Annotated in this window: 1 protein-coding gene; it reads left to right on the top strand. The window is 65.5% G+C overall.

The features are described 5' to 3' along the window. Positions 1-131: 131 nt before the first annotated feature. The coding region (locus AC3WJD_RS22135) for an FAD-dependent oxidoreductase (protein ID WP_492749027.1) at positions 132-504 on the top strand (373 nt) is incomplete at its 3' end.

Genomic DNA, 504 nt, shown 5'->3' with positions numbered 1-504 from the left:
CCGCGGCCCTCCGCCGCCGCTCCCCTCTGGAAAACGGGCCATTCTCGGCAGCCTGCCGGACCTGCCGGGAACACCGTCGCGCTGTTGCTCGACGGAATGGCTCCGCGCGTCCGGCAGACAAGGAAAATGCTATGACCAAGGATATCGTTATCGCCGGCTCGGGTTTTGCCGGCATGTGGGCCGCGATCTCGGCCGCCCGCGCCGTCGCGCTCGCGGACCGGGAGCAGGACGTTCAGGTGACGATCGTGTCGCCCAGCGCCAATCTGACGATGCGGCCGCGTCTTTATGAAGCGGTTCTGGAAAACATGAACCCCGACATCGCGCCTTTGCTCAAGGCGGTTGGCGTCCGCCACATTGCCGGGCTCGTGCAGACGATCGATGCGGCGGCGCGCCAGATCGTGATCGAACATGCCGATGGGAACTGGACGAACATGCCCTACGACAAGTTCGTGCTGGCAACGGGCAGTCATCTCTTCCAGCCGCCGGTGCCCGGTCTCGCGGATC

The organism is Sphingobium sp. FW306-1B-F04DB, from assembly GCF_058781925.1.
Note: the sequence above shows the minus strand (reverse complement) of the source record. Positions and strands in the feature narration are given on the sequence as shown.